Source organism: Leifsonia sp. Leaf336, from assembly GCF_001423695.1.
Classification (GTDB): domain Bacteria; phylum Actinomycetota; class Actinomycetes; order Actinomycetales; family Microbacteriaceae; genus Leifsonia.
The window spans coordinates 1,049,441-1,073,193 of sequence record NZ_LMOZ01000002.1 but is presented as its reverse complement, the minus strand read 5'-3'; the positions used below and the strand labels follow the sequence as shown (position 1 = coordinate 1,073,193).

Sequence of the window (23,753 nt, the reverse complement as noted above, 5' to 3'; positions counted from 1 at the left end):
CGGCCTCAGGTCAGCCTCGCGCGGTCGCGCCCTCGCCCGCCGGGCGTCCGGACAGCCCGCGGATCGGGCTGACCGCCTGCTCCGCTTCGTTGTCCGGGCCGAGCGCGATGCCGGTCCGGTCGCGCAGCACCAGTGTGGCGAGCAGGCCGATCAGAGTCATTCCGGCGAGATACCAGGTCACGGAGAGCGTCGTGCCCGTCGCCTGCACGAGCGCCGTAGCGATGGTCGGGGCGAACGCGCCTCCGAGGATCGCGCCGATCGCGTATGAGATCGAGACCCCCGAGAAGCGGATGGACGCCGGGAACAGCTCCGAGTACAGCGCCGCCTGCGGGCCGTAGGTGAACCCGAGACCGACGGTGAGGATGGCGAGACCCAGGAACAGCAGCACCACGTTGCCCGTGTTGACCAGCGGGAACAGCGCGAAGACGCCGGCGAGCTGCAGGATCCACCCCGCGATGTAGGTGGTGCGGCGCCCGATGCGGTCGCTCAGCCAACCGGCGAACCAGGTCGCGGCCAGCCAGGTGATGGCGGAGGCGGCGACCGCCCAGAGGACCGGTCCGCGCTCCAGCTTGAGCGGCCCCTCCGGATCGGTCGAGTAGTTCTGGATGTACCCGCCGGTGGTCATGTAGCCCACGGCGTTGTTGCCGGCGAAAACGAGAGCGGCGACGATCACGAGCAGCGCGTGCTTGCGGAACACCTGCACGATCGGCATGCGGGTGCGCTCGCGACGCTCCGCGATCTCGGTGAAGACCGGGCTCTCCTCGACCCGGCGCCGCACCCAGTAGCCGATCACGATCAGCACGACAGAGAGGAGGAACGGCACCCGCCAGCCCCACGCCAGGAAGGCGTCCCCCGGTGCGATCACGGTCATCAGCGCCATGGTGCCTGACGCGAGAAGCAGGCCGAGCGGCACGCCGATCTGCGGGGAGGCGCCGAACAGCCCGCGCCGAGCGGTCGGAGCGTGCTCGACGGCCATCAGCACGGCGCCGCCCCACTCGCCTCCCGCCGAGATGCCCTGGAGAACCCGCAACAGGATCAGCAGGACCGGCGCGGCGATCCCGATCGCCTCGTACGTGGGGAGCAACCCGACGAGCGCGGTGGCGAGCCCCATCAGGATGAGGGTCACGACGAGGACCTGGCGCCGACCGTAGCGGTCGCCGAAGTGCCCGGCGAGGAACGCCCCGAGCGGGCGGAACAGGAAGCTCACGCCGACGGTCAGGAACGACAGGACCGTCGCGAACTGCGGTCCGGCAGGAGCGAAGAACAGCTGTCCGAAGACGAGTCCGGCCGCTGAGGCGTAGATGAAGAAGTCATACCACTCCACGGTGGTTCCGATGACTGTGGCGAAGACGACGCGACGGCGGTCCGTGTGCGATCGGATGCTGCCGGTGGGGGTGAAGGGGGATGTGCTCATCGTTGTGTACTCCCAGAGGTTCGACATCGTTGTCCGGAGCGGCGCTCCGACGCCGGTAATAATATACGATTTCGAATTCGACGCAACAGGCGAAGCTCTAGTCGAAAACCACCTCGTCGAGCTCCAGCACCTCCACGCCGGCCGCCACGAGCTCGAGCGTGACGCGCTCGACGATGTCGGCCGCCGGCTCTCCGTCGTCATAGGTCGTGTGGGCGCCGGCGGGAACGATGACGTCGAAGCCGCGTTCAAGCGCCCCGACCGCGGTGGCCTGCACGCAGTACTCGCTCTGCAGCCCGGCCACCACGACGGTGTCGACGCCCATCGCCCGCAGCACGTCGGCGAGGGCGGGGTTGGACTCGAACGCGTTCGGTGCGTCCTTGCGGACGATGGGCTCCCCCGGCAACGGCGTGAACACGAGCTCCCAGCCGGGCGTTCCCGGTTCGTCCGGATCGCCGGCCGTGCCGTCGTTCTTCACGTGGATGATCGCCGCGTCGGCGTCCCTGGCGGCGTCGAGCAGGCCGGAGAGCAGCTCGCGGAACTCCGAGGCTCCCGAGACCGCGCCCGGACCCTCCAGCATGTTCCGCTGTACATCGACGAGGATGAGGCCATGTCCCATGCGGTCCATCATGCGCCGCATTCGCTAGGGTCGTAAACCGGGGGTCTCGAGGAGGACTGTGGCAGACGAACACGGTAAGGCGACGCAGTCCGCCGTGCGCGAGCGCAACCTGACCACAGCGCTCCAGCTGGTGCTCTCGGGCGACGGCCTCGCCACACGCGCCGCCATCGCCCGCCGCACGGGCCTGACCTCCGCCACGGTTTCGTCCCTGCTCGCCGGCCTCATCGCCGACGGTCTCGTCATCGAGGGGCGCCTGGCCGAGAGCACCGGCGGCAAGCGCGCGACGACCCTGCGCGTCGACGCGGAGCATAACGTCCTGCTGTCGGTGATCGTGCAGCCAGGGCTCGTGCGTGGAGCGGTCGTCGACCTCCTCGGCGACGTCGTGACGACGGTGGCGCATCGCACGACGGCCACCGCGACGCTCGACGATGTCCGCACGGTCGTCCGCAGACTGGCGGGTGCCACGACGGCACGAGTGGCGGCCGTCGGCATCCAGGTGCCGGGCATCGCCGACGGCGATCTGATCCGCGAGAGCGTCCAGCTCGGCTGGATCGACGTCGACCTGGGACGGGAGCTCGCCGGCATCGTGTCCGCGCCGGTGCGTCTCGTCAACGATGCCGACGCCGAAGCGATCGCCGATTACTCGCTTTCCGACGAGTTCGGAGCCAACCAGCTGTTCGTCTCGCTCAGCACGGGCGTGGGTGCGGCGGTGATCGTCGACGGCGTCGTGCTGGCCGGCGCCTCCCACCGCGCGGGCGAGATCGGCCACGTCCCTGTGCTGTTCGGCGACGACGCGCCGGTCTGCGCGTGCGGCAACCGCGGCTGCCTCGAGGAGGTCGTCTCCGTCACCAGCCTGCTCGGCCTCCCCCACGGCGCCGACCTGGAGGCCGTGGACGTCGCCGCGCTCGCAGCCCTCCCCGACTCGCGCGAGCGGATCGCCGCCGGCGCACGGGCGCTCGCACGCGCCCTGCTCATGGTCGGCGCCGCGCTCGACGTGCCCAACATCGTCCTCGGCGGCGCCGCGCCGAAACTCGGGGCCGACTTCATCGGGCACGTGCGGGCGGAGGCCGCCCGGCACCCGGTCAGGGCGGCGATGCCGCTCAGCTTCCGCTACGCGAAGACCGCGCTGGAGCAACCCTTCCGCGGCGCAGCGCAGTACGCCCTCCAGTCGACGCTCGGCGTCAGCTGGGCGCGCTGAGCAGCGCGAGCAGTTGCGCGCCGCGGTCGCGGTCGTGACCGAACGTCTCGATGTCCGCGTAGCCGTGGAGGTGCATCGGGACGGAGGCCGGCGAGGCCGCCACCTCCACCACCAGCACGCGGGCGCACGACGCCCGCACCGCTTCGACGACGGCACGTTGCCAGGGCGCCGTCGCGATGTCCGCGCCGATGACGACGACCGGGGTCCCGGTCGCGAGCACCAGATCGGGAGCATCCGACGGGTCGACATCGATCACGGGATTGCGCGACCACTGCGCGGCCGCGGCCGTCCCCGGCTCGGCCCACGCCTCCGCGAGCGTGTACCAGCGCGGCACACGAAGTCGTTCGTTGCTCGCGCTCGCGAGACGCACCACCGTGCACCGACCTCGGAAGGCGCTCAGCCGGCCGAGCACTCCCGGGCCGAAGCGGAACGGCCGCGCCGCAGCGCGCTCGCGGACGACCGGTTCGGCGACCAGGGTCATCAGGACACCCCGAGCTGGGCGGAGAGCACCATGATCACGCACCCGCGCAGCACGATGTCCCTCCCCTGGCTGGTCATGCGCAGCGTCACGTCCGAGTGGAAGCCGGCCATCGTGCGGTTGCGGAGCGTGGCGCCCAGCGCATCGAGCAGCACGCCGGCCAGCAGCTCCTCCGGGCCGCTCAGCACGACCTCCGAGAGGTTCAAGGCGCCGACGATGGGCGCGAGGGCGACGCCGAGCCGCTGCCCCGCCTCGCGGAGCACCGGTTCGACCGGGCGGCCGGCGAGGGCTTCCGCGGCGACCTTGGACTCGAGCCGTGGCACTGCGAGCCACGCTTCGAGGCACTTCTCGCGATCGTACGGTCCCTCCGACCCGTCGTCCGTCCCGACCATCACCTGGCCGATCTCGCCCGCGGCGAATCGGCTACCGAAGACCAGTGCGCCCGCGACCAGCAGCCCGGAGCCGACACCGTGGCCGACCTTGACGAGCATCATGTCGCCGTGCGCGTCGGCGAAACCGTGCTCGGCCAGCACCGCGACGTTGGCGTCGTTCGCGACGAACACGGGAAGCCCGGTGCGCTCGGCGAGCGTGTGTTGCAGCGGTTCGTCGGCCCAGCCCAGGTTGGGTGCGGCGACGACCGTGCCGGACGCGTCCACGATGCCGGGAGACCCGATCCCGATCCCGAGGATCGGCGCCGTCGCGGCCTGCACGAGCTCGTCCACCAGCGCAAGCACTTTCGCTGTGGCAGCCTCGCCGCGGCTCCCGGCGAGGGGCACCTCCGAGGACCGCAGCACCTGGCCGTCCATGTCGAGGACGGCACCCCGGAAGACGGCGTGCTCGCTGAGGTCCACACCGATGATCTGGCTGGCCGAGCGGTTGACGTCCAGGAGGACGGCCGGCTTGCCCGGACGGGCGCCCTCGCGCTGGCCGAGTTCGATCACGAGTCCTTCGGCGATCAGCTCGCCGACGAGGTCCGAGATGGTGACGCGTGTGAGACCCGTCTCCCTCGCCAGGTCGGCACGGCTCGCCTGGCCGTCGCGGTAGAGCGACTGCAGCACGAGCGACCGATTGTGGTTGCGGGCGTGCTCGGGAAGCACCTTGGTGCGCGGGCGCAGGGCGCGGCCGGGCACCAGGGGCCCATCCGCCCCGGCAGGACGGGGATCGGAGGATCCGGAGCGGCGCGCTTCATGGACGAGCATGTTTGTTAGTAAAGTAGACAATCAAAGTTTGCGCAAGGGTTTTCACCCGGAAACTCGTGGCGATTCGAGAACCCGCAGACTCCGATGTCCCGACTTTGTACGACGCCTGAACATACGCAGAGCGGCCCGCACCGATCGGTGCGGGCCGCTCTGCGTTGCGCGTGGCAGCTGTGACCGGCGGCTATTTCGAGCCGGAGGTCGAGCCGGTCCCCTCCGCGGCGATCGCGGCCTGGAGCGCCTGCTGCAGGCGGGCGTCCGCGGCGCCATACGCCGCCCAGTCCCCGGCCTTGAGCGCGGCCTCGCGGTCGGAGAGCGCCTGCTTGGCCTGCTGGAGAGCCTGCTGCAGCGCCGGGTTGTTCTGGCCGGAGGTCGAACCCGTACCCGACCCGGTGCCACTGCCTGTTCCGGTGCCGCTGCCCGTTCCGGTTCCGCCGGTCGAGCCTCCCCCGGTCGTCGGGACGTTGTTGTCCCCGGCGCTCGCTCCGGAGTCGCCGCCGAACAGCGAGTCCAGCGCCTGATCGAGCGTGTCCTCGAAGGCGATCTTGTCGCCGAATGCGACCAGCACCTTCTGCAGGATCGGATAGCTGGTCTCACCTGTCGACTTCACATAGACGGGCTGCACATAGAGCAGGCCGCCGCCGACCGGCAACGTCAGCAGGTTGCCGTTGATCACGTCGGTCTTACCCTGTCTCAACAGGTTCAGCTCCTGAGACACCGTGGGGTCGGAGTTGAAGGTGTTCTGCACCTGACCGGGCCCGGGTATGTTGTCGCTGGACGGCAGGGACAGGAGTCTGAGCTTGCCGTAGCCGGAAGAGACTTTGCCCTTCGTCGAGCCGGCGTCGGCGTCCACCGCGAGGTACCCCTTGAGGACGGACCTGCTGGACTCCGTCGACGCCTGTGGGATGAATGTCGTGTACAGCGAGAACGCGGGCTTCTGCTGTCCGGGCATCTGCAGCGTCAGATAGTACGGAGGCTGCAGCGTCGGATCCGACGGCGACGAAGTCGGGTCGTTCGGCGTCGTCCAGGCGTCGTCGCGCGAGTAGAACGACCCGGCGTCGGTGACGTGGTACTGGCCGAGCACCGCGCGCTGCACTTTGAACAGATCGGACGGGTAGCGCACGTGGCTCAGCAACTGCGCGCTCATGTCGCTGATCGGCTTGACCGTGGTCGGGAAGACCTTCTCCCAGGTCTTCAGCACCGGGTCCTTCGCGTCCCAGGCGTACAGCTTGACGGAACCGTCGTAGGCGTCGACGGTCGCCTTGACCGAGTTGCGGATGTAGTTGATGTTGTCGAAGGCGTAGGCCGGCTTCGGCGTCTCGGTGTCGGCGATCGAGTCGGTCAGGCTCCCGACGTGCGAGTACGGGTACTGGTCGCTCGTCGTGTAGCCGTCGATGACCCACTTGATGCGGCCGTCGATCACCGCCGGGTAGGCCTGCGAGTCGAGCGTCAGGTAGGGAGCCACCTTCTGGACGCGCTTGATCGGGTCGCGGTCGTAGAGGATCTGAGAGTCGCTGTTGACCGCGTCGGACAGGACGATCTGCTCGTCCTGGAACTTCAGCGCGTAGACCAGGCGCTTGAAGACGTTGTCGAGCTTCGGTCCGCCGTTGCCCGAGAACGTCGTATAGGTCTGCTGCGCGTTGTCGCTGCCTCCGGGGTAGTCGAGCTCGACGGACTTGGTCCCCTTCGGAGCGCCGACGATCGAGTAGGTCGGCGACTGCTGCCCGAAGTACACCCGGGGCTCGTAGCTGCCGAGCGTGCCTGTAGTGGGGATGCCCGACTCCATGAACACGGGCTGACCGTCGCTGGAGCGCTGGTTGCCGTACGCGGCGACCATCCCGTAGCCGTGCGTGTACACGATGGTGTCGTTGAACCAGCTGCGGCTCGTGAGGCCCGACTGGTTGAGCTCACGCACCGAGACCACGGCGTCCTGCTCATTGCCGTTGATCGCGTAGCGGTCGACGTTGAGGTTGCGCGGGAACGAGTAGTACTGCCGGAACTGCTGCAGCTGCTGGAACGACGGGCTGATCACCGCGGGGTCCATGATGCGGATCTGCGCGGTCGTCTGGGCGTCCTGACGCAGGGCGCCGGCCTGGGCGTCCGTCGTCGCGTCGTACGGGATGACCTGGATGTTGCTGAGCCCGTAGGCATCGCGTGTCGCGTTGATCGAATTCTGGATGTAGGGCGTCTCGAGCGTCTTCTGGCTGGGGTCGACCTGGAAGCGCTGGACGATCCACGGGTAGATCGCGCCGACCACCAGCGCCGCCACGATGAGCAGCGCGGTGCCGACCACCGGGAAGCGCCAGCGACCGGTGAAAGCGGTGAGGACGAAGAGGATGGCGACGAAGATCGCCGCTCCCGCCAGCACAGCCCTGCCCGGGATGGACGCGTTCACGTCGGTGTACGCGGCGCCGTTGATCATGTCGTTGACGTTGGAGTCGGTCACCGCGGCGTAGCGGTCGAGCCAGATGCTGATGCCCTGCAGCAGCAGGTAGAGGGCGGCGATGACCGCGATCTGGACGCGCGCGGCGCGGGAGATGCGCACCTCGCGGCCGCTGAAGCGGATGGAGCCGTAGAGGTAGCAGGTGGCGAGCGTCGCCAGCAGCGAGATGAGCACGACGGCCGAGGCGAAGGCCACGGCGCTGCGGTAGAACGGCAGCGCGAACACATAGAAGCCGATGTCGAGGTGGAACAGCGGGTCGGACTTGCCGAACGACGTGCCGTTCAGCCACATCGCGGCCGCCTGCCAGCGACTCGCCGACGAGACGCCGGCGAAGATGCCGAACACGATGGGGATGCCGTACATCGCGAGCCGGCGCAGCGGCTCGATCACCTGCTGGTAGCGGTCGAGCTGCGTGTTCAGCTTGGCGTACACGGGTCGCAGCCGGTAGGCGAGCTGGATGGACAGCCACAGCGGGAGGGCCATCGCGAAGAACCCGATGAAGAACATGGCGGCGCCGGCCAGCCACTGGGTGGTGAGCACGTTGAGGAACCCGAGCTGTTGGTACCAGAGCACGTCGGCGTAGAGCCCCGCGAAGACGAAGAACAGGATCACCAGCGCCACGATCACGCCCAGCGTGATCCAGATGGCCGCCCGGCGGCGTCCCGGGGGTCGAACTGCAGCGGTTGAACTCACGTGTGGCCCTCTTGCTCTCCGTGGGGTGACTCAGAGAACCATCCTAGGTGGCCGTCGCTTGGAGATTGCTGCGGCCCGGCGGTGAGGACGGCGAACGCGGAGTGAACGGCGGCGGGAGGTCGGAGCGGCCGTCGCCTCAGGACGCGGGGCAGGTCGGGAGGCCGGACGTGCTCGCCCCGTCGCTCACGGCCTTCAGCACCGCGAGCGAGTCGGCGAGCGTCTTGACGGCGAAGACGTGGAGGCCCGACGGGATGTGGCCCGTGACCTCGTCGCAGTTCGAGGCGGGTGCGAGGAAGTAGCCGGCGCCTCCCGTGTCGCGGGCGGCGAACATCTTCTGGCGGATCCCGCCGATGGGGCCGATCGTCCCGGCGTTGTCGATGGTCCCGGTTCCGGCGACCTTCTTGCCGCCGTTGAGCTTGTCGGGGGTCAGCTTGTCGATGATCCCGAGGGCGAACATCTGCCCGGCGCTCGGGCCTCCGACATTGTTCAGCTGGATGTTCACGTCGAACGGGAACTTGTAGTCCATCCCCGCGCCGATGCCGAGGACGACCTGGCCCTGCGTCTCCTCGGGAGTGATCGCGACGGTCGAGGCGGCGCCGTCGCGCACGATCCCGAGCTCGGCCGCCTTGCCCGTGCCGTTCGCCGACACGGCCTTGCGGAGCTCGGCGATGCTGGTGACGGACGTGCCGTTCACGCTCGTGATCTCGTCGCCCGTCTTCAGGACCTTCGCCGCCGGCGAGTTCGGGATGAGCTGCTTGACCTCGACGTTCTGCGGGAACTTGTACCCCAGCTCGTTGAGCGCCGCGGCGATCGCGTCTTGCTGCGAGTCGACCATGAGGGCGGCGTTGGCGGCGTTGGACTGCTCGGTCGTCGTGCCTGGGGGGAAGACCGCGTCGATCGGCTGCACCGCGCGGCTCGGGTCGAACCAGGCGCTGATGATGTCGAACCAGGTCGGGCGCTGGTCGGGGTTTCCCACGACCGACACCGTCAGCAGGTCGAGCGAGCCCGACGTGGGATAGGTCGTCTGGCTGGGGATGGTGATCAGCTGCTTGGCGTCGCCTGACGGCTCCGACCCGACCGCCTGGTCGGTGCCGAGCGTGTTGTAGACCGGGCCCGGCTGCTCGATCACGAACGGTGCGGGAACGAGCGCCAGGACGAGCGCGAGCACCACGGCGACACCGATCGCGACCCAGCCGACGATCACCCGACGGGAGGGAGCCACCCGCTCGCGGTCGGCCGGCGGCTCGGAGTGGTCGTCGGTGAACAGCGTCACGTGCAGTCCCTTCGGTCGTGTTCGCCACGGGCGCACAGCACACGGCGCAGCCCGAGCCGATTCTCACCCGGCTCACGACGATCACGGGCTAGCGTAGATCCCAAGCCTGGAAAGCCGTAATCAACGGCGGAACCATTCGAGACGAGGGGCGAACCATGGCCGACGATCCGAACAAGGAACCGGACGACGAGTTCCGGGACATGCTCCGCGAGTTCCTGTCGGGCGACTCCTCGATCGACCCGAGCCAGCTCGCCGGCGCCGCGGGCCTCCCGAACGATCCCGCCGCCATCCAGCAGCTGCTCGGCCAGCTGCAGAACGCCCTCATGAACCCCGGAGGCGGCATCAACTGGGACCTGGCGTCGCAGCAGGCGCGCACGCTCGCCGGTGAGGGCGCGCACGCGGTCACCCCCGCCGAGCGCTCGACCCTCGACCAGGCGTTCAACGTCGCCGCGCTCTGGCTCGACCAGGCCACCACGGTCGCCGGGTTGTCGACGCCGCCCGAGCTGATCGGGCGGGCCGAATGGGCGCGCCAGACCATGCCGCTGTGGACGCAGCTGGCCGAGCCGGTCGCGCTCAGCATCTCCGACGCGCTCACCCGGGTTCTCACCGAGCAGGCGCCGGAGGAGATGCAGGGCATGATCCAGAACGCCGGCCAGGTCATGCGTTCGGTCGGCGGCGCGCTGTTCGCCATGCAGCTGGGACAGGTCGTCGGCCAGCTGTCGAAGGAGGTCGTCTCCGGCGGCGACATCGGCATCCCGCTGCTCGCGGACGGCGCGGCGGCGCTCATCCCCCAGAACGTGGCCGAGTTCGGCGACGGGCTCGACATCCCGCTCGACCAGGTCCAGCTCTACCTCGCGGTCCGTGAGCTCGCGCACGCACGACTGTTCCGGTACGCGAAGTGGCTGCGCCTCCAGCTCATCACTCAGATCACCGCGTTCGCGCGCGGCATCACGATCGACACCGACCGCCTGGAGTCCCTCGCCGAGAGCTTCGACCCGGCCAACCCGGAGGAGCTGCGCGAGGCCATGGTGTCCGGCGCCCTCATCCCACCCAAGACGGAGGAGCAGCAGGAGGCGCTCGGGCGCCTGGAGACCGTGCTCGCGCTCGTCGAAGGCTGGGTCGACGTCGTCACCGCAGGAGCAACCGGGCTGCTCCCCAAGGCCGACGCGATCGCCGAGACGGTGCGGCGTCGCCGCGCCGCAGGCGGTCCGGCGGAGTCGGCGTTCGCCTCGCTCGTCGGGCTCGAGCTGCGTCCCCGGCGCCTTCGCGACGCCGCGGCGATGTGGCAGGCCGTCACCGACGCCGTCGGCCAGGAGGCCCGCGATCACCTGTGGTCGCACCCCGACCTCCTCCCCCAGGCGGCCGATCTCGACGACCCGTCCGCGCTCGTGGCCCGGCTCACCGCCGCGGCCTCCGGACAGGAGCCGGAGCGCGACGAGTTCGACCAGGCGCTCGAAGACCTGCTCCGGGGCGACGGAGAGCGACCGACCGAGGACTGACCGAGGACTGACCGAGGCCCTGCCTCCCCGGTCGCCTGTGGACGAAGGGCCCCGATCGCCCGCGTCTGTGGATAACGCCGAACGGCTGCCGTGCGCCCGGCAAGATGGCCGGATGGTCTACCAGCTCGATCCCGCGATCCCCCGCGTGTGGCGCTCTCCGCACGCACTCCAGTTCGGCGTGGAGCGTCCACGCCTCGTGCTCGATCCGCTCGATGCCGCCGGCGAACGGATGGTCTCCGCACTCGCCGGAGGCGTCGCGATCGGCGCCCTCCGGCTCATCGCGCGCAGTGCGGGCGCCGACCCCGCCGCCGCCGACGCGCTGCTCGCGCGGCTGGCGCCGGTTCTGGCACAGGGCGGTGGCGATCCTCCTGCGGGTCCGCGCGAGGCGATCGTCGTGCTCGACGGTGCCGGCCCGACGGCGGCGCGCATCCTCGCGCTGCTGCGGGAGGCCGGAGTCGACGCGCGCAGCGGGCTCTCGGCCGACGATCCGGCGGTGGACGACGCGGCAGCGGCGATCGTGGTCGCGTCGTTCGCGGTGGCGCCGCACCGTCACCAGCGCTGGCTGCGCCGCGACATCCCGCACCTCGCCGTCGTCTTCGGCGATGCGGGCGCCACCGTCGGCCCGTTGGTCCGGCCCGGCGAGACGGCGTGCCTGCGCTGCCTCGACCTGCACCGCCGCGACGCGGACCCGGCGTGGCCTGCCCTCGCCGCACAACTGCACACCCGCCCAGCGCCGGGCGAATCGGAACTGGTGTGCGGGGCCGTGGCCTCCGCAGCGGCCGCTGCCGTGCTCGCAGCCCTCGGCGATCGTCCGCCGACGCCTCGGGCCGCGCGGCGGGCAGGTACGGCGCCCCGCACGGCGACGGCCTCCCGCTACGACACCGGGACCGCCAGGTGGACGGAGTTCGGCTACGAGCCGCATCCTGAGTGCGGGTGCCTCACTCCCCTGGCGTTGCCACCCGGGTCGACGCGCGCGGAGCCACCAGCTCGGCGAGGAACCGCGACGGCTGGCGCGAGATCGGCCGACCGGGCTGGTTGCCGCGCTGCGCCCAGCTCAGCCGCAGCCGATGCCGTGCGCGCGTGATGCCGACGTAGAGCAGCCGGCGCTCCTCGTCGACCTGCTCGAACGTGGTCGCAAAGCTGATCGGCACGAGGCCCTCCGAAAGGCCCACGAGATACACCGAGTCCCACTCGAGGCCCTTGGCCGCGTGCAGGGTCGCGAGCGTGACGGCCGACAGCGTCGGCTCGTGCTGGCCCGCCTGGCGCGCCAGAAGCTCGTCGGTGAACCGTCGGAAGGTCGCGCCCTCCGGCATCTCGTCGACCAGGCCCATGATCGCGTTGAGCGACTCCCAGCGCTCCCGCACGGCGCCCCGACCCTCCGGAGGCCGCACGGACCAGCCGAGCGTGCGCAGCACGTCGCTCACCGACTTGAACAGCGGCTCGGCCGTCGCCGCCACGCTCGCCGCGCGCAGGGTCATGACCGCCTGGCGCACCTCCGGGAGGTCGAAGAAGCGCTTCGAGCCGCGCAGCTGGTAGCTGATGCCGAGGTCGCCGAGGGCCTGCTCGAGAGCCGCGGCCTGCACGTTGACGCGATAGAGCACCGCGATGCTCTCGGACTTGGCGCCGGCGGCGAGCTCCTGGGCGATCCGCTCGGCGACTGCACGCGCCTCGGCGCGGTCGTCCTCGAAGGCCTCGGGAGCCGGCACCTCGTCGCCGGGTCGGGTCTCGTGGACTGCGTGCAACGTGAGCGCCCCGGAGCGCCCGCGCATCAGCCGGTTCGCGGTGTCGATGACCGGTGGGGCGGATCGATAGTTCTGCTCGAGTCGCACGACAGTCGAGCCGGGGTGCTCGCGCTCGAAGTCGAGCAGGTACTCGCTGCGCGCCCCCGCGAAGGAGTAGATCGTCTGGCTCGCGTCGCCCACCACGCACAGATCGCGCCGCGTGCCGAGCCAGAGCCCGAGGAGCTGATGCTGCAGCGGAGAGACGTCCTGGTACTCGTCGACGACGAAATAGCGGTACTGCTCGCGCACCTGCATCGCGACCGACGGCTCGGCTTCGATCATGCCGGCGCACACGAGCAGGACATCCTCGAAGTCGATCTGCTTGCGCTCGTCCTTGAGCTCCTCGTAGGTGCGGTGGAGGTCGACGAGCTTCTCCGCCGTGAGCGCACCCGGCAGCGGGCGGGAGGCCAGCGCGGCGGCGTACTCGTCCAGGCCGAGGCTGGAGACCTTGCGCCACTCGATCTCGGCCGCGACGTCGCGCAGGGTCGCGGTGTCCACCCGCAGTCCGAGCTTCTCTGCGGCGTGGCCGAGCACACGCCCCTTGCCGTCGAGCACGCTCGGGAGCTGGCCTCCGACGACCTGCGGCCAGAAATAGTTGAGCTGCGCCAGCGCGGCCGAGTGGAACGTCCGCGCTGAGACGCCTCCCGCCCCGAGCTGTCGGAGCCGCCCGCGCAGCTCGGCGGCGGCGCGGTTGGTGAACGTCAGCGCCATCACCCGATTCGGTGTGAAGGCTCCGGAGGCGACGCCATAGGCGATCCGGTGCGTGATCGCCCGCGTCTTGCCCGTGCCGGCGCCGGCGAGCACGCACACCGGGCCGAAGAGCGCCTCCGCGGCCACCCGCTGCTGGGCGTCGAGGCCGGCGAGCAGCGCCTCGGGGCCGAAAGCGCCCGGGTCGGCGCTCGCGGGGCGGTCAGCGCTCACGGAGCGACCGGAGGCTCGTCGAGCGATCCGCCGTACCAGTCTTCGATGAGGGCGCGCGCGATCGACGACCGGCCGGGCAGGATGACCTGCTCCCGCGCCTCCCACAGCTCGTCCCTGCTGAACCAGCGCAGGTCGAGGATCTCCTCGCCGTCGGGCGTGAGCGCGGCGGCGGGCTGGTCGTCGGCGAGACGGGCGGACATCCCGACCATCACGGAGGCCGGGAACGGCCACGGCTGCGAGCCCTTGTACCGTGCGTCGACGACCCTCACGCCGGCCTCCTCGAAGATCTCGCGCTCGACGGCGGATTCGAAGGACTCCCCCGGCTCCACGAAACCGGCGAGCAGCGAGTAGCGGGAGTGCTCCCACATCGCGTTCGAACCGAGCAGCAGCCGGTCGTCGGTGTCGAGCACCGTGACGATCACCGCGGGATCGGTGCGCGGGAAGACCTCGGAGCCGTCTTCGAAGCAGCGCCGCACCCAGCCCGCCTGCTCGACGACGGTCGGCGTCCCGCAGCGCGGGCAGTGCGTGTGCGAAGCGTGCCAGTTCGCGATCGCGAGGGCCTCGGTGAACAGTCCGGCGTCGCGGTCGCTGAGGGCCGTGGCCACGGTCCGGAGGTTGCCCCAGCGCGCCTCGTCCGGCTCGAGCTCGGCTGCGGCGGCGTCGGTGAGCACTTCGAGCACGATCGCGGACCCGGCGGGCTCCCCCGGCACGTCGACCAGCGTGCGCCCGAGGTAGACGCGCAGCAGAGCAGCGGTCACACGCTCCACCGGCAGGAGGTCGAGGGCGGCGGGGCCGGCGTCCGGCGCGCTCCAGCCGTCGGCCGACGGCGTCGCGGCGGGCACGCTCTCCGGCGTCAGGAGAGCGCGGCCCTTCCACAGGGCGAGGACGCGGGTCGTCGGCTCCTCCCACAGCTCATCGAACAGCGCGGGCCGGGAACGTGCGGCGTGATCACGATCGATCGCGTGGCGCGAGAGCGGGAGCGCGGCGAGCGGCAGCGCGGACGTCGGAGCGGACGACATCGAGATCCCTTCGGGGACGGAGCGGAGGTGCAAGGCGTGGCGGAACTGCCCACGCGCGGAAGTCCATTTAGCCTAGGTCCATGGCCAGATCCCCTCTCACTCTAGCCGCGCTGGCCAGCTCGGCCGTGCCCGACCTCACCGTCACCGGTGCCCGGCGCCACTCCGCCGACGGAGCCGGCGAGTTCGACTCCGCCGTGCTCACCACGCCGGACGGAAGCGCCCGCATCGTGCGAGTCCCGCTCACGCAGGCGGCGGAGACGGAGCAGAGCTCCGACCTGGTCGCCCTGCGCGCGCTCACGACCGGCATCCGCAGCCGGCTGCCGTTCGACGTGCCCACCTACCTCGGCCAGACGCCGGTCGGCGGCACCCGCGCGATCGTCTACGACTTCCTCCCCGGCGAGCACATCACGGTCGAGGACGTCCCTCCGGGCGACGGACTGGCCGGCTCGATCGGCCACGCCATCGCGGCCATCCACACGCTCCCCACGAGCTTCGTCGGCGAAGCCGGCCTCCCCGTGCTGTCTGCCGCCGAGTGCCTGTCGTCGACTGCGGCGCTCATCGAGTCGGCGGCCTCGACCGGCAAGCTTCCGGCAGCGCTGCGCGATCGCTGGCGCGACGCGGTCGCGGACCACTCGATCTGGCAGTTCCAGCCGACCGTCATCAACGGCGCGCTGACGGCGGACTCGTTCCTCGTCGACGGCGAGACGGTCGGCGCCGTCCTCGGCTGGTCCGCATTGCGCGTCGGCGACCCGGCACGTGACCTGCACTGGCTGCTGGCGATGAACCCCGAAGCCACCGACGGCGCACTCATCGCGTACGCCTCCACCCGTCAGGTCGCCACCGACCGCCAGTTCACCCAGCGCGCAATGCTGTACGCCGAGCTGGAGGTCGCCCGCTGGCTGCTGCACGGTCGCGAGCTGCGCGACCAGAGCATCGTCGACGACGCTGTGCAGATGCTCGACGGACTCGTGGACCGTGTCCACAGCAACGCCGTCACGCCGCTGTCGACCGCGACCGGCCCGATCATGGCGATCGACGATGTGGAGGCCATGCTCGACCGCACTCCCGGCGATCGCGCCTCCGTCCGCCCGGGAGGCATGCGCCCGGTCGACGACGACTCCCAGGCCGGCTGACCCCGTCCCTCGCTGTCGACGTGAGCGTGGCGGGCGTCAGCGGGTGGCGGCCGACCACAGGTCGGCGAGCTCGGCCTCCGAGTACAGACGGCGCGGGCGGATGACGCGGTCGTCGGCGACGAAGTAGAAGACGGCGTCGATCCGGGCGGGGTCGATCCCCGTGTGGCGGGCGTACGCCAGACGGTACAGCGCGAGCTGCAGCTGCTTGCGCTCCAGATCGCCGTCGTCGCGGGGCGCCTTGCCGGTCTTCCAGTCCACGATCTGCACATCGTGCTCCGCGTCGTCCTCCACCGCGTACACGGCGTCGAGCTTGCACACCACGACCTGACCGGCCAGAGTCACGTGGATCTCCAGCTCGACCTCCTGTGGCGCCTTCGCCGCCCACTCGCTCGCCGCGAACGTGGCCTGCAGCTCTGCCAGCGCCTCGGCGCCGAGCAGCTCGCCTGCCGGATCGTCCAGCTCGGTCGCGGCCGAGTCGAGCTCATCCGATGCGCCGCCGGGGACGCCGTAGCGCTCCTCGACCCAGCGGTGGAACAGCGTGCCGAGCCGGGTCTGCCGATAGGGCCGTTCGGGCATCGGTCGCCGCAACTGCGCGGCCACGCCGGCCGGATCGCTCACGAAGTCCTTGAACCGCGACGCCGGGATGCGCGTCGGCAGCTCGACGAGCCCGTCCTCGGCCTCGCGGCGCGCGCGCTCGGCCAGCAGCAAGTCGACGTCGAGGGCGTAGACGCCGCCATCGCCCGGGCCGCGCTCCCGGGCGGCCGTGACGGCAGCGGCCGCGGCCTCCACCCGGTTGCGCCGCGGCCCCAGCGGGTCGAGCGGCCACAGCACCGTGCGCGACTCGGGCGCGAGCGGGTTCTCGTCCGGTTCGTCGCAGGACGGGAACGCGTCAGCGGGCAGCAGCCCTGCCTGCTGCAACTCGAGCAAGTACGCCCCCGGGCCGCGCGGACGCGATTGGGTCGACCAGTACGAGCCGCTCAGCAGGAGGCTCTCGCGCGCCCGCGTGACGGCCACGTAGATCAGGCGGCGCTGCTCGTCGAGGTGTCTGCTCACGTTGGCGGCCTCGAAGGCGGAGATCGCCTCGTCGACCTGCTTCTGGTCTTCCGCGGTGCGCCACGGCAGCACAGGCAGCTCGGCCGAGTCGCCTCGGAACTCGTTGGGCAGCTGGCCGAACGCCAGCCAGCCGCGTTTGCTCTGCGGCGGCCCCGGCAGCTCGCCGTCGACCAGTCGCGGCACCGCCACGGCGTCCCACTCCAGCCCTTTCGCACCGTGGATCGTGAGGATCTGCACGGTGCCCGGCTCGGCGTCCTCGCTGCGGGGCGCGAGGTTGTCGCGCTGCTCGGCCTCGGCCAGCCACGCGAGGAAGGAGCCCAGCGTCGCCCTGTCGTCGCTGGCGAGGTACGAGGCCACCTGCTCCGCGAAGGCGTCGAGGGAGGCCTGTCCGAGCTGCGCCGACTCGTTGGCCGCGACCTCGATGTCGAGCCGCAGCTCCTGCTGCACGAGCGTGACCAGGTCGAGGAGGTCGAGCCCTGCGCGCGAGCGCAACTGGTCGAGCTGCCGCCCGGCCGCGCGGAGGCGCTCCAGCCCGACGGCGCTGAACGCCGAGAGCTGACCATGGCCGTCCGGCGCCTCCACCACGAAGTCAAGGGCGTCGACCAGCGAGGCCGACTCCTCCGCCACCACCGAGCCGCGCAACCGTTCGCGGACCTCCGGGTCGAGGGTCTGGAAGCGATGATCGCGAGCCGCGAGCCAACTCGCGACGCGGCGCAGGGCCGCGATGTCGCGCGAGCCTACGCGCCAGCGGGCCCCGGTCAGCAGCCGGATCAGTTCGGAGCCGGCCGTCGGGTCGTGCATGACCCGCAACGCGGACACCAGGTCGGCGACCACCGGCTGCTCCAGGAGGCCGCCGAGACCGAGCACATGGTACGGAACGCCCCGCTCCGCGAGCGCGCCCGTGAACGCGTCGATCTTCTTGATCGACCGGCAGAGCAGGGCGGCGGACGGCGGCAGCCCGGTGCGATCCCGCTGGGCCAGCCGCGCGCGCAGCCATTCCGCGATCGCCGCCGCCTCGTCCTCCACGGTCTGCTCGAACACGTGATCGAGCTCTCCCGCCATCGCGCCGGGGCGAGGCTGAAGCAGCTCGACGTGCACCGGCGATCCGGCCGAGAGCGGCGCGACGAGCGTGTTCGCCGCGTCGAGCACGCGCGTCGGATTGCGCCAGCTGGTGCTCAGCGCGTACGACGCCGCGCCATCTCTGCTCCCGGCGAAGTCCATCGGGAACCGGCCGAGGTTGGCGGCGCTCGCGCCGCGCCAGCCGTAGATCGACTGGTGCGGGTCGCCGACCGCCATCACGGCCTCCCCCGCGAACAGCGCGGCGAGGAGTCTGGTCTGCACCACCGATGTGTCCTGGTACTCGTCGAGGAGCACGACGCGGTACCGGCGGCGGTAGTCCTCGACCACCGACTGGATCCGCTCGCAGACCGACAGGGCGAGCGCGACCTGGTCCGAATACTCGACGAAGCCGCGGCGACGCTTCTCGTCGGCGAACCGCTCGGCGAGGTCGAGCAGCGGAGGCAGCGACCCCACCGCGGCGACGGCCGTGCGCACCGAGGCGTAGGCGTCTTTCACCCGGCCGCTGCCGGTCGGGAGCTCCAGCAGCCGCCCGAAGCCCTCGACCATGCGGTGCACGTCGTGCGCGTCGGCCACGTTCTCGCTCAGCGCCCTGCTGAGCTCGAGCACGGCGGTGGTGACCGCGTCGACGCTCTTGTCGAGCTCGACCAGCCGGTCGTCCGAGCTGGCGACGACCGTGCGGCGCGCCAGCTGCCAGGCCGACGCCTCGCTGAGCACCGCCGACTCCGGCTCACGCCCGATGAGCAGCGCGTTCTCGCGGAAGATCGCGTTGGCGAAGGCGTTGTAGGTGGCGATCTCGGGGGCATCGAACGGATCGAAGACCACGTCGGTGAGCCCGGAGGCGGCCAGCTGCTCGATCCGGCGCCGCACGCGCTCGGCGAGCTCGCCCGCGGCCTTGCGCGTGAACGTCAACCCGAGGATCTCCGGCACCCGTACGAGCCCGTTTGCGAGCAGCCAGACCACCCGGTTCGCCATCGTCTCGGTCTTGCCGCTGCCTGCTCCCGCGACGACGATCGCCGGCGCGAGCGGGGCCTCGATCACCGCCTCCTGCTGCGGTGTGGGGCGCGGGAGGCCCAGAGCCTCGGCGATCTCGGCGGCGCTCAGCCGGCGTGCCGGACGGGAGGGCACTGTCTCGGCGGAGGCCGAGGCGAACGCCAGCTCGACGAGGTCGAGCCCCGGCTGCTCGTCGGCGAGGTCGAGGAGTCCGTCGTCGTTCACTTCTGCAGACCCCTCACGCGCTGACCGCCGGAACCAGATGGATGCGATACCCGTACGCGGCGTGCGGGTCCCGGTCGCCGAGGTCGACGACTCCGGCGAAGGTCGCGCCGGCCATCCCCTCGGCGGCGGCGGCCACCCGCTCCTCCAGACGTCGCAGCGCCTCTTCGTCGACGCGGTCCTGCACGACCTCGCGGTATGCCTTGCCACGCACACCCTTGGCCACGAAGAGCAGCTTCGCGCCTCCCGGAGGCCGTTCCCCGGCCTCCACCGCGCCGTGCTCCAACGCGAGCTGATACGCGCCGAGCTGGGCGTGGGAGGCCGTCTCGGCGGCGGTCGGAACGCTGCGGCCCGTCTTCAAGTCGACGATCACGACAGCGCCGTCCGGCGTCTCCTCGACCCGGTCGATCTTGCCGCTGATCCGGGCCCGCCCCAGGTCGAGCTCGAAGGCGCCCTCGGAGCCGAGCAGCCGGCCCCCCGCGCGCCGGAAGTCGCGCAGATACTCCGAGACGCCCGCGACCAGCCCGCGGGTGCGGCGGCGCTCGCGCTCCTCGATCCACGGCGACTCGAACTGCAGCTGGGTCCAACGGCGCTCGATACCGGCCCACAGCGCGTCCACGTCCGTCTCGACGTGGTCGTCGCCCGCCGCTGTCGCCTCCTCCAGCACGGCGTGCACCACGGTGCCGATGCCGGCCGCGAGCCCGCTCGGCGACGCGGCCATCTCGTCGACGAACCACACCAGCGGCGACTTCTCGAACGTGCCGAGACGCGATGGGGACACTTTCACCACCGCCTCGGGGTCGTCCAGGTCGACCAGCGGCTCGGTCGTCGACGGCTCCACGAGCCCGTACCAGTCGGCGGGGTCGGCGCCCTCGACACCGGCCTCCGCCAGGCGCGCCAGGGCGTCGGCGGCGTCGGGCGACCCGGTCGTGACCAGACGGCCTCGCAACCGGCCGACCATGCCGCGCAGCGAGAGCGGATGGATGCCCGGGTCGTCGTCGTCGACGGCGAGCTCGGCGGCCAGCCGCAGGAACGGCGACGGCTGCTCGTCGTCGTTGGCGGTGGCGGTCAGCAGCACCTGGCGGCGCGCGCGGGAGACGGCGAGGGCGAACATCCGCAGCTCGTCGCTCAGCACCTCCGCACGCTCGTCGGCGGTCTCCGGCGCGCGTCCGGCGAGGGCGTCGTCGAGCTCCTGCGGGTGCAGGAGCGAACCGCGCAGCCGGAGATTGGGCCACACGCTCTCTTGGAGGCCGGCGACCGCGACCACCTCGAACTCGCGCCCGACCGTGGCACTGGGCGTGCAGACGAGGACCGCGTCGCCGGTTGTGCGAGCCGCGAGCGTATCCTCCGGCACCTCGGCGCCGAGCAGTTCGACCACGAAGTCGGCGGCGGGACGCTCGGGCGACCTCTCGACGAAGCGGCGGGCGGCGGTGAACAGCGCCACGACGCCGTCGAGGTGCCGGTCGGCCTCGTCGGCGACGATGCCCGATCGCTCCGACTGCTCCAGCCAGCGGGCGGCGAGGCCGCTGCGCTCCCAGGCGTGCCAGAGCAGTTCCTCGATCGTCGCTCCGGCCGCGGCCTTCTCGCGGCAGCCGCGCAGCGTCTCGGCGAGCCGCGTCGCACGACGGGCGGGCGACGAGTCGATGGTCGCGAAGTGAGCAGGGGCCGCGAGCGCCTCGACCAGGAGGTCGTCGCCCGGCCGGTTGCCGTCGCCGGCGAGCTCCTCCTGGCGCAGCGCGAGGCGCAGGCGCCGCAGGCTGACCGCGTCGAGGCCGCCGAACGGGCCGAGCAGAAGCTCGGTCGCGACCTCCGGAGTCAGCGGCTCGGCGCCCAGTGCGACACCCGCGATCGTGACGAGCTGGCGGGCCGCGTAGTCGTCGCGCAGCGGCCGGCCCGCGATGCTGGTGGTCGTCGGCACCTCGGCGACGGCGAGCGATCGGGCAAGGCCGGGGATGTGCGCGCCCGATCGCACGACGACGGCCATGCTGCTCCACGGCACTCCGTCGATGAGCCGGCGCTCGCGCAGCAGGCGGGCCAGCCGGGCCGCCTCGGCGGGAGCGGACGACGCCCGCACGACGACGACCTCGGGCCCTGCGTCCTCCGCGGGCTGCCGAGCAGGCGCCGCGACCCGGTGCACACCTGCCGCCGCGGCGCCGATGCGGTCGGTGACGCGGGAGGTCAGCTCGCGCAGCACGGGGGTCTGCCGATGGGCAGTGCCCAGCACGACGCGGGTGACGGGCACGCCGAGGCGCGTGCCGAGCTGGCCGAGGGCGGACACCTCGGCCCCGCGGAAGGTGGTGGAGGCGACGTCGGGGTCGCCGAACGCGATCACCGCGATGCCGCGGGCGGCGACGGCCCGCAGCAGCGCGATCGTGGCGACCGTGGCCTCCTGGAGGTCGTCGACGAACAGCGCCCTCAACCCGTCGAGCGAGCTGCCCTCGCGCACGACCGGCACGGCGGAGGCGATCAGCTCGGCGGAGTCGACGTAACCGCCGCGGAAGCTGTCGAGCACCGTCTGGTACTCGGCGATGAACCGGGAGGCCGCCCTCCACTCGTCGCGACCGGTCACGGCGCCGAGCTCGGCCAGCCGCGCCGGCGAGACGCCACGCTCCGCGCAACGGCCGATCAGCTCGCGCAGCTCGGTGCGGAAGCCGCGCAGGATGCGGACCTCCGGGCCGAGCGACGCCGGCCAGACCGGCCCCGTGCCGTCTTCGAGGTGGCCGTTCAGCAGCTCGGCGATGATCTGGTCCTGATCGCCGCCGGTCAGCAGCCGCGGCGGCTCCCAGCCGTGCCGCTTCGCCTGCGCGCCGACCAGCTGGAACGCGAGCGACGTGGCTGTGCGGGCCAGCGGGCCGGGCGTCGGCACGCCCAGTCGGAGCGCGATGCGGTCGCGCAGCGCCGTGGCGGAGGCCCGCGATGCGCTCAGCGCCAGGACCTCTGAGGCCGCATAGCCGCGTTCGTGCACGCGCTCGGCGATCGCCTCCACGAGGACGGAGGTCTTGCCGGTGCCCGGCGCGCCGAGCACCGCGGCCGACACTCCGTCGGGGAGCTCGAGGACCTCCCGCTGAGCCGGGTCGAGAGCGAGGACCCGGTCGGCATCGTCGATGCGCGGTCGGAAACCTCGGGCTGTCATGTCCTTCACGGTATCGGCGTCCGCCGACAGAGAACGCGACCGAGCCCCGCGAGCCGTGTGCCGTAGTCTGAACTCGCAACCGCCGGTCTGATTCGAAAGGCACAATCCCGTGGAGATCCGCATCGGAATCGTCAACGCCCCCCGCGAGCTCAGCTTCGAGTCGACCCAGTCGGCCGAGGAGCTCACCGAGCAGATCCAGGCCGGTCTCACCAGCGGCACCGGCATCCTCAAGCTCTCCGACGACAAGGGCCGCGTCTACATCGTCCCGACCGCCGGCATCGCGTACGTCGAGGTCGGCACCGAGGAGTCGCGCCGTATCGGCTTCGTCGGCTAGATTCCCGACCGTGGAACTGCTCTTCATCGCGCTCGCCGGCGCTATCCTCGGCCTCGGCGCCCGGTACCTCCTGCCCCACCGTCACACACACGGCTCGGTGCTGATCCCGGCCCTCGGGGTGAGCGCCGCGTGCGTCCTCTGGGTCGCCCTCACCTGGGCCGGTCTCAAGTGGAACGGCGGCTGGATCTGGTGGATCACCCTCCTCGGCACCGCGGCGATCGTCGTGATCGCCGACCTGGTCATCGGGCGCGTGCGCACGAACCACGACGACAGGCTGCTGCACACGCTCGCCAAGGGCGCCGTCGCCCGCTGACGCGCGCGGGCCTGCGTCGCGAGCGGAGGAGATCCGCCCGCGAGCGCGCTCGATGCGTGGGCAACGGAGGAGATCCGCGCCGATATCGGCCGCAATTCCTCCGTTGACCGCGGCCAGGCGGTCAGGCGGTCAGGCGGTCAGGCGGTCAAGCCCAGCGCGTCCATGCGGCGCGTGTGCGCGGCGATCAGCTCGGTGAAGATCGGCTCGATGCGCTCGTCGTCCGCCACGCGATTGCCCGACAGGTGGAGGGCCGAGCGCGCAACCAGCAGGGTGTCGCCCACCAGCCGGCGGCCCCACATGGCCAGCCGCGATCCGAGCTGCGGGTCGGCCTCGATCTCGCGGCGCAGCACCTCCAGGAGGCCCTCCTGCCCCGAGTCCGCACCGAGCAGCTGGGCCACACGCGGCCCGACGTCGCCGGGCAGGCCGGCCGCCAAGCGGATGAAGAAGTCGTCGAGGAGGCCGCCCGTCATCAGCGCGGCGAGCAGGGTCTCCCGCCAGTCGGCGCCGATCAGCAGCGCGCGGAAGCCCTCGATCTCGTCGGCGAACGGGCGCATGACCGCGGAGGGCTCGTCGCCGCGGCGACGGATCTCGGCCACGATGCCCTGGTGCTTCGACAGCGCCAGGCCCGCGGCGACCGCGACGGCCTCCTTCGCACGCAGCGCGTCCGTGCTTTTGGCCCCCGGCGCGTCGGTGTCCGCTGCGACCCTCGAGAGGGTCTGGAACTGCTCCAGCTGCAGGTAGGCCGCCTGGCCCAGGTAGGGCAGGAGGTCGGGCATCACCTCGTGCAGGTCGACGCGCACGGACGGCGGCCGCGGAGCGCGCGGAGCGAGGCGGGGAAGCTCGACCGCGGGTCGGCGTCTGGTGAACCACGTTGACACGTACAGCAGTGTAACGGGGAGGTCCACTAAGCTTGTGGTGCCGTCGGCGCAGGATCGACGGCCCTGCGCCTGAGAAGAGAGACAGG

General features: G+C 71.5%; 16 protein-coding genes. 5 read left to right on the top strand and 11 right to left on the bottom strand.

The annotated features are described in order from the left end of the window. Positions 1-10 precede the first annotated feature (10 nt). Positions 11-1,414, bottom strand: a complete 1,404-nt coding sequence (locus ASF88_RS13920) for an MFS transporter (protein ID WP_055920496.1) — start codon at positions 1,412-1,414, stop codon at positions 11-13. 97 nt (positions 1,415-1,511) lie between these two features. Further along, complete coding sequence (locus tag ASF88_RS13915) at positions 1,512-2,030, bottom strand: isochorismatase family protein (RefSeq protein ID WP_055920492.1); 519 nt, start codon at positions 2,028-2,030, stop codon at positions 1,512-1,514. Positions 2,031-2,088: 58 nt separating this feature from the next. Here ASF88_RS13915 and ASF88_RS13910 point away from each other — a divergent pair, with 58 nt between their 5' ends. Further along, on the top strand, positions 2,089-3,228 hold the full coding sequence (locus ASF88_RS13910) for an ROK family transcriptional regulator (protein ID WP_055919500.1): 1,140 nt from the start codon (positions 2,089-2,091) through the stop codon (positions 3,226-3,228). On the opposite strand, the gene ASF88_RS13905 is transcribed toward ASF88_RS13910, so the two are convergent. The 4 genes from ASF88_RS13905 to ASF88_RS13890 all read right to left on the bottom strand — a co-directional run bounded on the left by ASF88_RS13905 (position 3,212) and on the right by ASF88_RS13890 (position 9,311). Further along, positions 3,212-3,709, bottom strand: a complete 498-nt coding sequence (locus ASF88_RS13905) for a hypothetical protein (RefSeq protein WP_055919497.1) — start codon at positions 3,707-3,709, stop codon at positions 3,212-3,214. The two genes, ASF88_RS13910 and ASF88_RS13905, sit on opposite strands and share 17 nt — an antisense overlap. After that, the gene (locus ASF88_RS13900) at positions 3,709-4,905 is read right to left on the bottom strand and encodes an ROK family transcriptional regulator (RefSeq protein WP_082518967.1); all 1,197 of its coding nucleotides are present in this window, start codon (positions 4,903-4,905) and stop codon (positions 3,709-3,711) included. Before ASF88_RS13900 ends, ASF88_RS13905 begins: the two co-directional genes overlap by 1 nt. A 181-nt stretch (positions 4,906-5,086) precedes the next feature. Further along, complete coding sequence (locus ASF88_RS13895) at positions 5,087-8,038, bottom strand: UPF0182 family membrane protein (protein ID WP_200935281.1); 2,952 nt, start codon at positions 8,036-8,038, stop codon at positions 5,087-5,089. A gap of 136 nt (positions 8,039-8,174) precedes the next feature. After that, the gene (locus tag ASF88_RS13890; protein WP_055919491.1) at positions 8,175-9,311 is read right to left on the bottom strand and encodes a YlbL family protein; all 1,137 of its coding nucleotides are present in this window, start codon (positions 9,309-9,311) and stop codon (positions 8,175-8,177) included. Between the two features lie 155 nt (positions 9,312-9,466). Between ASF88_RS13890 and ASF88_RS13885 the strand changes: the two genes are divergently transcribed. After that, positions 9,467-10,810, top strand: coding sequence for a zinc-dependent metalloprotease (locus tag ASF88_RS13885; RefSeq protein ID WP_055919488.1), 1,344 nt, complete (start codon positions 9,467-9,469; stop codon positions 10,808-10,810). A gap of 938 nt (positions 10,811-11,748) precedes the next feature. On the opposite strand, the gene ASF88_RS13880 is transcribed toward ASF88_RS13885, so the two are convergent. Next, on the bottom strand, positions 11,749-13,512 hold the full coding sequence (locus ASF88_RS13880) for an ATP-dependent helicase (protein WP_055919484.1): 1,764 nt from the start codon (positions 13,510-13,512) through the stop codon (positions 11,749-11,751). Further along, entirely contained in the window at positions 13,509-14,531 is a 1,023-nt protein-coding gene (gene nudC / locus ASF88_RS13875) for an NAD(+) diphosphatase (protein ID WP_055919481.1), read from the bottom strand. The genes ASF88_RS13880 and nudC overlap by 4 nt, the downstream gene beginning before the upstream one ends. A gap of 80 nt (positions 14,532-14,611) precedes the next feature. Between nudC and ASF88_RS13870 the strand changes: the two genes are divergently transcribed. Beyond that, entirely contained in the window at positions 14,612-15,664 is a 1,053-nt protein-coding gene (locus ASF88_RS13870; protein WP_055919478.1) for a phosphotransferase, read from the top strand. 36 nt (positions 15,665-15,700) lie between these two features. Here the strand turns inward: ASF88_RS13870 and ASF88_RS13865 are convergent, their stop codons facing one another. Both ASF88_RS13865 and ASF88_RS13860 read right to left on the bottom strand, forming a co-directional pair. After that, positions 15,701-19,012: an ATP-dependent DNA helicase gene (locus ASF88_RS13865; RefSeq protein WP_157498349.1), complete on the bottom strand. Its 3,312-nt coding sequence runs from the start codon at positions 19,010-19,012 to the stop codon at positions 15,701-15,703. Positions 19,013-19,025: 13 nt separating this feature from the next. Next, positions 19,026-22,142: an ATP-dependent helicase gene (locus tag ASF88_RS13860; protein ID WP_055919475.1), complete on the bottom strand. Its 3,117-nt coding sequence runs from the start codon at positions 22,140-22,142 to the stop codon at positions 19,026-19,028. A 109-nt stretch (positions 22,143-22,251) separates the two neighbouring features. Between ASF88_RS13860 and ASF88_RS13855 the strand changes: the two genes are divergently transcribed. Together ASF88_RS13855 and ASF88_RS13850 are read left to right on the top strand one after the other, a co-directional pair. Next, positions 22,252-22,476 (top strand): DUF3107 domain-containing protein, encoded by a 225-nt coding sequence (locus ASF88_RS13855; RefSeq protein WP_055919472.1) that lies wholly within the window; start codon positions 22,252-22,254, stop codon positions 22,474-22,476. Between the two features lie 10 nt (positions 22,477-22,486). Continuing rightward, positions 22,487-22,789 carry a hypothetical protein gene (locus tag ASF88_RS13850; protein ID WP_055919469.1) on the top strand — a complete coding sequence of 101 codons (303 nt, stop codon included), beginning with the start codon at positions 22,487-22,489 and terminating at the stop codon, positions 22,787-22,789. A gap of 137 nt (positions 22,790-22,926) precedes the next feature. On the opposite strand, the gene ASF88_RS13845 is transcribed toward ASF88_RS13850, so the two are convergent. Next, the gene (locus tag ASF88_RS13845; RefSeq protein ID WP_055920483.1) at positions 22,927-23,667 is read right to left on the bottom strand and encodes a ferritin-like fold-containing protein; all 741 of its coding nucleotides are present in this window, start codon (positions 23,665-23,667) and stop codon (positions 22,927-22,929) included. Positions 23,668-23,753 lie beyond the last annotated feature (86 nt).

Coding starts and splice junctions, on each gene's coding strand:
- ASF88_RS13860 (WP_055919475.1), bottom strand. CDS start 22,142: ATGACAGCCCGAGGTTTCCGACCGCGCATCGACGATGCCGACCGGGTC.
- ASF88_RS13900 (WP_082518967.1), bottom strand. CDS start 4,905: ATGCTCGTCCATGAAGCGCGCCGCTCCGGATCCTCCGATCCCCGTCCT.
- nudC (WP_055919481.1), bottom strand. CDS start 14,531: ATGTCGTCCGCTCCGACGTCCGCGCTGCCGCTCGCCGCGCTCCCGCTC.
- ASF88_RS13920 (WP_055920496.1), bottom strand. CDS start 1,414: ATGAGCACATCCCCCTTCACCCCCACCGGCAGCATCCGATCGCACACG.
- ASF88_RS13885 (WP_055919488.1), top strand. CDS start 9,467: ATGGCCGACGATCCGAACAAGGAACCGGACGACGAGTTCCGGGACATG.
- ASF88_RS13905 (WP_055919497.1), bottom strand. CDS start 3,709: ATGACCCTGGTCGCCGAACCGGTCGTCCGCGAGCGCGCTGCGGCGCGG.
- ASF88_RS13915 (WP_055920492.1), bottom strand. CDS start 2,030: ATGGGACATGGCCTCATCCTCGTCGATGTACAGCGGAACATGCTGGAG.
- ASF88_RS13870 (WP_055919478.1), top strand. CDS start 14,612: ATGGCCAGATCCCCTCTCACTCTAGCCGCGCTGGCCAGCTCGGCCGTG.